We start from the raw sequence: 9,512 nt of genomic DNA on the forward strand, positions 1-9,512 counted from the left end.
CGTCGAAATGCTTATGCGCCGCTTGCGCGCTCAGCCATCGCCACGCCGGCCGGACTTTGAACCGACCCCAGGCCTTCCGCCTTCTTTATCTCGCAGACCCGCCGCGTTCGCCGCGGCGACGCGCCAGGCCGGCATCGGTCTGACTTTGCTTGGGACTACCACATATGAATGTAATCATCGGCTACCTCGTCGTGATCGGCATGATCTTCGGCGCCTTTCTGATCCACGGCGGCGCCATCGGCGCCATTCTCTCCGCGATGCCCACCGAGATGATGGCGATTCTGGGCGGCGCGCTGGGCGCCTTTATCGTCGCCAACCAGACCAAGAATCTGAAAGCGGTGGCGCGCGCGCTGCCCGCCGCGCTCAAGGGCTCGCGCCACAACAAGGCCCGCGCGCTGGACTTGCTGTGCCTGTTGTACGAACTGCAGGCCAAGGCGCGCAAGGAAGGGCTGATGGCGCTGGAAGCCGATGTCGACGCCCCCGGACAAAGCCCGGTCTTCAGCAAGTATCCGGCCATCGCTCAAGACCACCATGCGCTTAACTTCATCCGCGACTATCTGCGCATCATGGTCAGCGGCAATCTGAACGCCTTCGAAATCGAGAGCCTGATGGACGTGGAACTGGAAACCCACCACCAGGAAGGCATGGCGCCTATCGCCGCCATCCAGCGCCTGGGCGACGCCTTGCCGGCCTTCGGCATCGTCGCCGCCGTGCTGGGCGTGGTCAACACCATGGCCTCGGTCGGCGCGCCGCCGGCGGTGCTGGGCGGCATGATAGGCTCGGCGCTGGTGGGCACCTTCCTCGGCATCCTGCTGTCCTACGGCATGGTGTCGCCGCTGGGCGCGCTGCTGGAACAGAAGCTGGACGAGGACAGCAAGGAATTGCAATGCATCAAGACCGTGCTCTTGGCCGGCATGCAGGGCTATCCGCCGCCCAGCGCCATCGAGTTCGGCCGCAAGGTGCTGTTTTCCAGCGAACGCCCGGAGTTCGAGGAAATGGAACAGCGCATCAAGAGCCTGCGCTGAACGGAATCAGGGCGGACGCGTCCACCCCCAGCCCAAACCGGCCGCCAAGCCGCAGTTCCGCGCCCAGGCTCGCCGCCTCCCGCGCGGACAGGCTCAGGCTCAGCCGCCCCGCCTGCGCCGCCACTTCCACCCGGGCGCCGTCCGCCAGCCAGGTCAGCGACTCGATGCGCGCCAGCGGGTGCTGCGGCCCCAGCCGCAGCGCGTGGCCCGGCACCACCGCGTGCTCCAGCACGTTTTCATAGCCGATGAAGCGCGCCAGCCACGCATTCGCCGGCCTGGCCAACAGCTGCGGCGGCGTCTCGCATTGCACGATGCGCCCCTGGCGCAGCACCGCGGCGCGGCTCGCCATCGCAAACGCTTCCTCTCTGTCGTGCGTGACCAGAATGGCCGGTATGCCGGACTCCGCCAGCAACTGCGCGAACTCCCCTTGCAACTGACCGCGCAAATGCGCGTCCAGGCTGGAGAACGGCTCGTCCAGCAGCAAGAGCCGCGGACGGGTCACCATCGCGCGCGCCAGCGCCACCCGCTGTTGCTCGCCGCCGGACAAGGTCCAGACCTTGCGCCCTTGATAACCGCCCAGACCCAAGCGCTCCAGCATCGCCGCCGCGGCGGCGGCGGCCTGGGCGCGGGACGATCCCCGTTCGATCAGACCGAACATCACATTGCCAAGCACGTCCAGATGCGGAAACAAGGCGAAATCCTGGAACATCAGCGCGAAGCCGCGCCGCTCCGGCGGCAGCCGGCTGATGTCCTCGCCGTTGAAACGAACCGCGCCGCCGTCCAGCGGCAGCAGGCCGGCGATGATTTTGAGCAAGCTGCTCTTGCCGCAGCCGGACGGTCCCAGCAGAGCCAGGGTCTCCCCGGCGGCCACCTCCAGCGACACGCCGTCCGCCGCCACCCGCGCGCCGAAGCGCTTTTCAATTCCTATGAGCTCAAGCACGTCCGTCTCCTTTTCCCGGTTCCCCCGGTCTGGCCGCGCCGCTTTCAATCACGGCGAAAGCCAGCGTCGCCAACACCATCAGCAGGCCGGACAACAGCATCGCCGCATCCGCGTTGGCCTGGCCCGGCCGGCCCAGCTTCTGATAAATCAAGGTGGTCAGGGTCAACCACTCCGGCCGTGACAGGAATAAGGTCACCGCGAACTCCCCCACCGCGGTGGCGGCGGCGAAGGCCAGCCCGCGCCGCAGCGCCGGCTGCAACAAGGGCCAGATCACCCGTCGGAACAGCCGCCAGGGCGAGGACCCCAGGGAGCGCGCCGCCTGCGCCAGATGTTCCGGCATGCCGTCCAGCGCCGCGCCGGCGGCTTTGGCGACGAAGGGATAGGCCAGCAAGACGTAGGCCGCCAACAGCATGGCCAAATCCGCGCTCCAGCTCGGATAGAGCAGCAGCAGGCCAAACGCCACGCAGACCGGCGACACCACGAAAGGCAGAAAGGCCAGGGCCCGCAACCACAGCCAGCGCCCGGCGGCCAGCGCGTGGCACAGGCCCAGCAAGCCGGACAGCAATACGGTCAGCAAGGTGAAACGCGCCGAGTTGAACAAGGCCAGCCGCAATTCCTCGTCCCACAGTCCGGCCAGGCCGTCGAGCGCGGACAGCGCTTTCCACAGCACCGCCAGCAAGGGCAAGCCGGCGAAGATCAACAGGATGGCGAGGGCCGCCGTCAGCCAGGCGCGGTCCGTCCAGGTCCGCGCGGGCGCGGGGAGCAGCGGCTCGCAGCGCGCCGGCACGCCCAAACGCGCCTCCAGCCAGGCGTAGACCGCGGCAACGCCGCCGGCCACCAGCAGGCTCAGCAAGGCCAGCGCGCCGGCGTCGGCCAGATTCAGCTCATACGCCACCAGCGTGTAAATCTCGACTTCCACCGTGGCGTAACGCTGGCCGCCCAGCAACAGCGCCAGGCCGAAGCCGGAGAAACAGTAGAGGAAAACCAGGCATAGATTGGGCAACAGCCAGGGCAGCGCCGCCGGCCATTCCACGCGCCAGAACGCGCGCCAGCGCCCGGCGCCCAGGCTGCGGGCCGCGGCCAGCCGGCTGGCCGGCACCTGGGCGAAGCCATCGGCGGCCGCGCGGATCACCAGCGGCAGATTGAAGAACAGATTGCCGTACAGCAGCAGCCAGGGCGAATCCTGCAAGTTCAGCCCGCTCAAACCCTGAGGGCCGAACAGCGCCAACACCCCGACGCCGGCGACCAGGGTGGGCATCACGAAGGGCAGCATCAGCAGACGCAGCGCCAGGCCGCGCCCGGCGAAGCGGAAGCGAGCCAGCGCCCACGCCGCCGGCACGCCGAGCAGCAAGGCCAGCGCGCAGGTCGCCGCACCCTGCAGCAGCGACCACATCATGCGCCAGCGCAGATAGGAATCGCTCAGCAAACCGAAGGACAGCGGCTCGCCGCCCTCCTTCAACAGCCGCGCCAACGGCGAAATAGACATCGCCAGCAAAAACAGCAAGGGAGGCGCCGCCAGCAACAGGCGGCTCCGACGGCTCAACATCAAAACGGCGTTCCCTTCAACGGCCAGCGGGCGGTCAACACATCCTCCACCCCGTCTTCATCCTCGCTTTGCCCCGCCTTGACGAAGCCCAGATCCGCGGCCAAACATTGCGAAGGCAGATTGTCCGGCGCGATGGACAGCACCAGCCGCGGCGCGCCGGCCAGGGCCGCCCAGGCCCCCATCGCCAGCACCGCTTCTCGGGCATAGCCCTGGCGGCGATAAGCCGGGTAAATCGTGTAACCCAATTCCACGTCGCCGTAGTCGCCCAGATAAGGATGGCCGGGCAAGGAGTGGAAGTTGACGTGGCCGACCATCGTCAGATCGTCGCGGCGCAGCAAGGCGCGCACCGACCAGGGCGCGTAGTCGGGCTGGCGCTCGATGTCGTCCAGCCGCATGCTCATCAAGTCCTGCTCGTCCAACCATTCCGCCGCCAGCGGCGCGCCCAGCAGCTCGGCCGCCGTTTCCGGCTGACCGGCCAGGCACAGCCACAGCGTCTGCGGGTCCAGATGGCGCAGCAACAGCCGCGGCGTTTCGATGTCCGGGATCATTGACCGCCCTTCAACACCACTCGGGTCCAGCGCGCCACCCATTGGCGGGAGCGCTCGGCGATCGCCTTGCTGTCCGGGGTGTCGTGCGCGGCCGGCTGCTCCGCGAAACGATAGACCGGGTCCAAACTCACCTTGTCCATCACCGGATACATCCACATGGTGGTGGTCACGTCCTTCTGCACCGCTTCGGAGCGCAGGAAGGCGATGAATTTCTCGCCCAGCGCCGCCTCCTTGCCGCCCTTGACCAGGGCCGCGCCCTCCACCTGGCGGAACACGCCGCCTTTCAAGGGCAGATTGCCGGTGGGCGCGTCGTTCAGTTTCTGTTTGCTGTAGAACACCTCGGCGGCCGGACTGGTCGCGTAGCTGACCACCAGCGGGCGGCTGCCGCCGTTCTTGGAGAAATCGGTGTAGTAGGATTCGCTCCAACCCTTGCTGACCTTCAGCCCGTTGTCGCGCAAACGGCCCCAGAAGGCGAAGGCCTTATCCTCGCCCATGGCGGCGATGGTGGACAACATGAAAGCCAGGCCCGGGCTGGACGTGGCCGGATTTTGCACCACCAGCAGGTTCTTGTAGGCCGGCTTGCTCAAATCCTCCAGCGTCTTGGGCAGCGCCAGCTGGCGCTGGGCGAACCAGGCCTTGTCGTAATTGAGGGTGACGTAGCCGTAGTCTATGCTCACCGCGCCGGGCAAGGCGGCCTTGCCGCCCTGGGCCAGCGCCGCCGGCACCGGAGCCAGCACGCCGGCCTGCTGCGCCTTGCCGATCAGGCTGTTGTCGATGCCGAACACCACGTCGGCGATGGGATTGGCCTTGGTCAGAATCAGCTTGTTCAGCATCTCGCCGGCATCCCCGGCCTTGATGATGGAGACCTTGGCGCCGTTCTGCTTTTCGAACTCGGCCAGCAAGGGCTTGGACACGGTGAAAGAACTGTGCGACAGCACGCGCAGCTCGGCCGCCGACGCGGCCAGGCTGGACGCCGCCAGCGCAACGGCTATCAAAGAGGAAAAGCGCTTCATGGATATCTCCGTACACGATAGTCCGGAGCAAGCGGAATGCGGGCCCTGGCCCGCGCATCACGCTCCCTCCGCTGGCATGACCCAGATCAGGTTGCAGGGTATTTTCTCAGCCCGCGCCGCGGGCACCCCTGGTGACAGCGCGCCAGTATACCGCAGCGGCCGCCGGCTGGCAGCCAACAATCCTTAACAGAGTGGGCCCGCGCCTTAACACGCCGATGACAAGCGCCTTCTAAGCTGAATGCATGCTTGCGCCCGCTCCGGGCGCGTTTGGAGACCATGCTTGAACCCCATGCCCACCCTTGGCCGGCCGCCGACTAGAACGGCCGAGGCCATCCGCTTCACCGCAAAAACCGCGCTGGTGCTCCTGCTGGCCGCGCTCAGCCTGCCCGCGCTGGCCCAGGCCGGCATCGGCGTCGCCGGCGCGCGCCATTTGCTGTCCCGCACCGGCTTCGGCGCCAACCCGGCGCAAATCGCCGTGTACGCGCCGCTGAGCCGCGAAGCCGCGGTGGATCGGCTGCTGGCCAATAGCCAGGCCAACGCCGCCACGCCGCCGCCGTCCTGGGTCGACGAAGCCTTCGAGCGGCCGGGGCAGCCCAATTTAGACGAAGAGGCGAAAAAGGCGCTGCAAAAGCTGCGCGCCGAGCACGCGGTGGAATTGCGCGGCTGGTGGCTGAACGAGATGCGCTACACCTCGTCGCCGCTCAGCGAAAAAATGACCCTGTTCTGGCACAACCACTTCGTCTCCGCGCTGGACAAGGTGCGCTCGCCCCAACTGATGTATCGGCAAAACGTCTTGCTGCGCCAGTACGCGCTGGGCAACTTCGGCGCCATGCTGCACGCCGTCGCCCGCGATCCGGCGATGATGCGCTATCTGGACACCGCCAATAACCGCAAGGGCCAGCCGAACGAGAACTTCGCGCGCGAGGTGATGGAGCTGTTCACCCTGGGCGAAGGCCATTACAGCGAACAGGATATCCGTGAAGCCGCGCGTGCCTTCACCGGCTGGGGGCTGGATCGCGACGAGCGCTTCGTCAACCGTCCGCGCTTGCACGACGACGGCGACAAGCTCGTCTTCGGCCAGCGGGGCGACTTCAACGGCGACGATGTCTTGGACCTGCTGCTGCAACAGCCGGCCACCGCCGAGTTCATCGCCGCCAAGCTGTGGAAGGCCTTCGTCTCGCCCAAGCCGGATCCGGCCGCCGTCAAGCGGCTGGCCGCCGGCTTCCGCAACAGCCGCTACGAAATCAAGCCCTTGCTGCGCGCGCTGCTGTTAAGCCCGCAGTTCTGGAGCAGCCAGGGCCAGTTGGTGAAATCGCCGCTGGAGCTGACCATAGGCACCCTGGTCACCTTCGACCTGAACCCGCCGGACTGGCGCGCGCTGGCCGGGCTCAACCGTCAGTTGGGCCAGGACGTGTTCGCGCCGCCCAACGTCAAAGGCTGGCCGGGCGGCGAGGCCTGGATCAACAGCGCCACCTTGCTCAGCCGCAAACAGTTCCTGGACCGCATCGCCCGCGACGCCGCGCCCGCGCGCAACGCCTTTGCGCTGCCGGACGGCGGCATGGACGAAATGAAGGGACGCGAGGCGCGCATCAACCGGCTGGCGGCCGCCGGCCTGCGTTCGATCAGGCTGCAGCCGGATGAATGGAGCGCCATCTACCAAATCCGCAGCGCTCAGGACGCCGCCAAGCTCTTGCTGGCCTTGCCGCCGGCCAATCCCCTGCCCGAATCCGGCAGCGGCGCGCAAGCCATCGCCCCGCTGCTGCTGGACCCGGTTTATCAAGTTCACTGACGGAAACCCAGCCATGTTCCAGCGACGACAATTTCTCAAAGCCATGGCCGGCGGCCTGATGGTGTCCGTGCTGCCCAATCTGAGCTGGGCGCTGGCGCCGGCCGGCTATCAACGCCTGTTGGTGCTGATCGAACTCAAGGGCGGCAACGACGGCCTCAACACCGTGGTGCCCTACGCCAGCGCCGACTATTACCGGCTGCGCCCCGGCATCGCGATTCCCCGAGACCAAGTGCTGCCGCTGGACGAACGCCTGGGCCTGCATCCGGCCATGACCGGCCTGCTCCCGCTATGGCAGCAGCAGGAGCTGGCGGTCTTGCAAGGGGTGGGTTATCCCGATCCCAATCTGTCCCACTTCCGTTCCATCGAGATTTGGGAAACCGCATCCAATAGCCAGCAATACCTGAGCGAGGGCTGGTTGACCCGATTGTTCCGCGAGCAGCCTACGCCGCGCGGATTCGCCGCCGACGGCGTGGTGTTGTCCAGCCAGGCGCTGGGCCCGCTGGACGGCGGCGCCCGCGCGGTGGTGCTGAGCAATCCGCAAGACTTCGCGCGCCAGGCCAAACTAGCCGCGGACCAAGGCCATGCCGGCAGCGGCGCGCTGGGCCACATTCTCAAGGTGGAGGGCGACATCCGCCAGGCCGCCGCCGAACTGAGCCAAGCCGCCAAACCCGTGGCCGCGGCGGATTCGCCGATGGCCGCGCCCCGGCCGGCCGGAGCCTTCGCCCAGGCCGTCGCGACCCTGACCGACACCCTGTCCCGCGGCGTATCCATCGCCGTGGCCCGCATCACGCTCACCGGCTTCGACACCCACGGCAACCAGCCGCCCACCCAGGCGCGGCTGCTGGGAGAGCTGGCCGACGGCATCGCGCTATTGCGCACGCAATTGCAACAGCAGGGACGCTGGGACGACACCCTGGTGCTCAGCTACGCCGAATTCGGCCGCCGCCCGCGCGAAAACGGCAACCGCGGCACCGACCACGGCACCGCCAACGTCCATTTCGCCGCCGGCGGGCGCGTGCGCGGCGGCCTGTATGGGCAAAGCCCGCAATTGGCCGGCGTCGACGACGGCAACCTGCCTTGCGCCATCGACTTCCGCCAGATCTACGCCACCGCCATCCAGAGCTGGTGGGGCAAGGACGCCCACAATGTGCTGGGCGGCCGCTTCGCCCCCCTGCCCATTCTGAAGGTATGAAAAAAGCCGGCCCCTAGGGGCCGGCCGTCTACAGAGAGCCACTCAGCGATTTACTTCCAGCTGGACGCCAACACCGGCTGCAAAGCCGCCTGGTAGTTGTCCGGCAGGTTGACCTGGCCAGCGGCCGGCGGATTGAAGGCCGCCATCGCATTGACCAGCGCCTGCACCTGACTGGCCGCCAGGGCCTTACCGTCGCCGGACTGGAGGGTCTCGATCTGGTTCGCGGCATTGCCGAACCAGTTGTTAATCGACACCTTGTCCTCAGTGCCGATCACGCTGACCTCCAGGCTGGCGCCCTGACGCTTGAACCACAACTGGTCGGCATTGACGCCTTGGCCGAACTTCAACACATCCTGGCCGCCGGTGTCGGTGATGCCGTCCTGGCCATCGCCGCGCTCGAACTGATAGGTGTCGTTGCCGTTACCGCCCTCAAGCACGTCGTTGCCGCGGCCGCCGACCAACAGATCGTTGCCCTCGCCGCCGTACAAGGCGTCATGGCCGCCGTTGCCAACCAGCCAATCGTCAAGCGCGCCGCCGCGCAGGGTATCGCCCAGCTCGGTGCCCAACAAGGGCACGCCCTGCTTCATCAACTGATCGGCGGTCCACTTCGTGCCGGAAACAAAGGTGATCTGTTCGATCCAGTTCAAACGATCGGCAAACCAATCCTTCACCGTCACGCTGTCCTGGCCGTTGACGTGGCGGAACACCATGTCGTTGCCGCTGCGCAGCACCTGGATATCGCTTTCCTTGATGTCCGCTCCAAAGCGCAGTTCATCGCGGAACGTGTCCACATCCGACACTTCCCGCGCCCGATCAATGATCAGATCCTGGCCATCGCCCAGATTGAACAGATACACGTCGCGAGCAAAGCCGCCCGTCATGGTGTCATTACCGGTACCGCCCTCAAAGGTGCCGTTCCAGCCATACCACCCTGTGCTCAACTGGTCATTGCCGGCGCCACCTCGCAAGGTGTCCGCTTCTTCACGCCAGCTGCCGCCTTCGCCGCCGATCAGCGTGTCGTCGCCGTCGCCGCCTTCCAGCAGGTCAGCACCGTTACCGCCATTGAGCAGGTCCTTGCCGACGCCGCCGCGCAGCGTGTCGTTGCCTTCTTCGCCGAACAGGCCGTCATCGCCCGCCCCGCCTTCCAGCAGGTCGTTGCCGTTGCCGCCGTACAGCGAATCGTTGCCGCCGTTGCCCAGCATCCAGTCATCGACATTGCCGCCGCGCAGCGTGTCGCCCAGCTCGGTGCCAATCAGCGGCACACCTTGCTTCATCAGATCGAACGCGGTCCATTTCACGCCGCTGGCAAAGGTGATCAGCTCGATCCAGTTCAAACGATCGCCAAACCAATCCTTCACCGTCACGCTGTCCTGGCCGTTGATGTGGCGGAACACCATGTCGTTGCCGCTGCGCAGCACCTGGATATCGCTTTCCTTGATGTCCGCTCCAAAGCGCAGTT

General features: G+C 66.7%; 8 protein-coding genes and 1 riboswitch. Of the genes, 3 read left to right on the forward strand and 5 right to left on the reverse strand.

All coding sequences use genetic code 11. The features are described 5' to 3' along the window. Positions 1 to 164: 164 nt before the first annotated feature. Positions 165 to 1,025, forward strand: a complete 861-nt coding sequence (motA, locus tag NK214_RS10860) for a flagellar motor stator protein MotA (protein ID WP_107799681.1) — start codon at positions 165 to 167, stop codon at positions 1,023 to 1,025. Here motA and NK214_RS10865 read toward each other — a convergent pair. Genes NK214_RS10865 through NK214_RS10880 form a run of 4 tightly spaced genes read right to left on the reverse strand, consistent with a single transcriptional unit; the run spans position 1,009 to position 5,072 of the window. Next, on the reverse strand, positions 1,009 to 1,965 hold the full coding sequence (locus tag NK214_RS10865) for an ATP-binding cassette domain-containing protein (RefSeq protein WP_253314453.1): 957 nt from the start codon (positions 1,963 to 1,965) through the stop codon (positions 1,009 to 1,011). The genes motA and NK214_RS10865 overlap by 17 nt on opposite strands. Next, a complete protein-coding gene (locus NK214_RS10870; RefSeq protein WP_253314454.1) occupies positions 1,958 to 3,511 on the reverse strand; it encodes an iron ABC transporter permease in 1,554 nt (517 codons plus the stop codon). The genes NK214_RS10865 and NK214_RS10870 overlap by 8 nt, the downstream gene beginning before the upstream one ends. Further along, positions 3,511 to 4,059 (reverse strand): GNAT family N-acetyltransferase, encoded by a 549-nt coding sequence (locus tag NK214_RS10875; protein WP_253314455.1) that lies wholly within the window; start codon positions 4,057 to 4,059, stop codon positions 3,511 to 3,513. The genes NK214_RS10870 and NK214_RS10875 overlap by 1 nt, the downstream gene beginning before the upstream one ends. Beyond that, positions 4,056 to 5,072 carry a thiamine ABC transporter substrate binding subunit gene (locus NK214_RS10880; protein ID WP_253314456.1) on the reverse strand — a complete coding sequence of 339 codons (1,017 nt, stop codon included), beginning with the start codon at positions 5,070 to 5,072 and terminating at the stop codon, positions 4,056 to 4,058. The genes NK214_RS10875 and NK214_RS10880 overlap by 4 nt, the downstream gene beginning before the upstream one ends. Positions 5,073 to 5,117: 45 nt before the next feature. Continuing rightward, a riboswitch (TPP riboswitch) is annotated at positions 5,118 to 5,212 on the reverse strand. 149 nt (positions 5,213 to 5,361) lie between these two features. Between NK214_RS10880 and NK214_RS10885 the strand changes: the two genes are divergently transcribed. Next, on the forward strand, positions 5,362 to 6,861 hold the full coding sequence (locus NK214_RS10885; RefSeq protein WP_253314458.1) for a DUF1800 family protein: 1,500 nt from the start codon (positions 5,362 to 5,364) through the stop codon (positions 6,859 to 6,861). A 13-nt stretch (positions 6,862 to 6,874) separates the two neighbouring features. Continuing rightward, positions 6,875 to 8,053: a DUF1501 domain-containing protein gene (locus NK214_RS10890; RefSeq protein WP_253314457.1), complete on the forward strand. Its 1,179-nt coding sequence runs from the start codon at positions 6,875 to 6,877 to the stop codon at positions 8,051 to 8,053. Positions 8,054 to 8,103: 50 nt separating this feature from the next. On the opposite strand, the gene NK214_RS25105 is transcribed toward NK214_RS10890, so the two are convergent. After that, positions 8,104 to 9,512: calcium-binding protein (locus tag NK214_RS25105; protein WP_305883554.1), on the reverse strand; the 1,409-nt coding region annotated here is incomplete at its 5' end.

It is taken from the genome of Chromobacterium sp. S0633 (assembly GCF_024158805.1).
Taxonomy (GTDB): Bacteria; Pseudomonadota; Gammaproteobacteria; order Burkholderiales; family Chromobacteriaceae; genus Chromobacterium.

What these genes read in the sequence shown, in the direction of transcription:
- motA (WP_107799681.1), top strand. Translation starts at nt 165, where the DNA reads ATGAATGTAATCATCGGCTACCTCGTCGTGATCGGCATGATCTTCGGC.
- NK214_RS10870 (WP_253314454.1), bottom strand. Translation starts at nt 3,511, where the DNA reads ATGTTGAGCCGTCGGAGCCGCCTGTTGCTGGCGGCGCCTCCCTTGCTG.
- NK214_RS10875 (WP_253314455.1), bottom strand. Translation starts at nt 4,059, where the DNA reads ATGATCCCGGACATCGAAACGCCGCGGCTGTTGCTGCGCCATCTGGAC.
- NK214_RS10880 (WP_253314456.1), bottom strand. Translation starts at nt 5,072, where the DNA reads ATGAAGCGCTTTTCCTCTTTGATAGCCGTTGCGCTGGCGGCGTCCAGC.
- NK214_RS10885 (WP_253314458.1), top strand. Translation starts at nt 5,362, where the DNA reads ATGCCCACCCTTGGCCGGCCGCCGACTAGAACGGCCGAGGCCATCCGC.
- NK214_RS10890 (WP_253314457.1), top strand. Translation starts at nt 6,875, where the DNA reads ATGTTCCAGCGACGACAATTTCTCAAAGCCATGGCCGGCGGCCTGATG.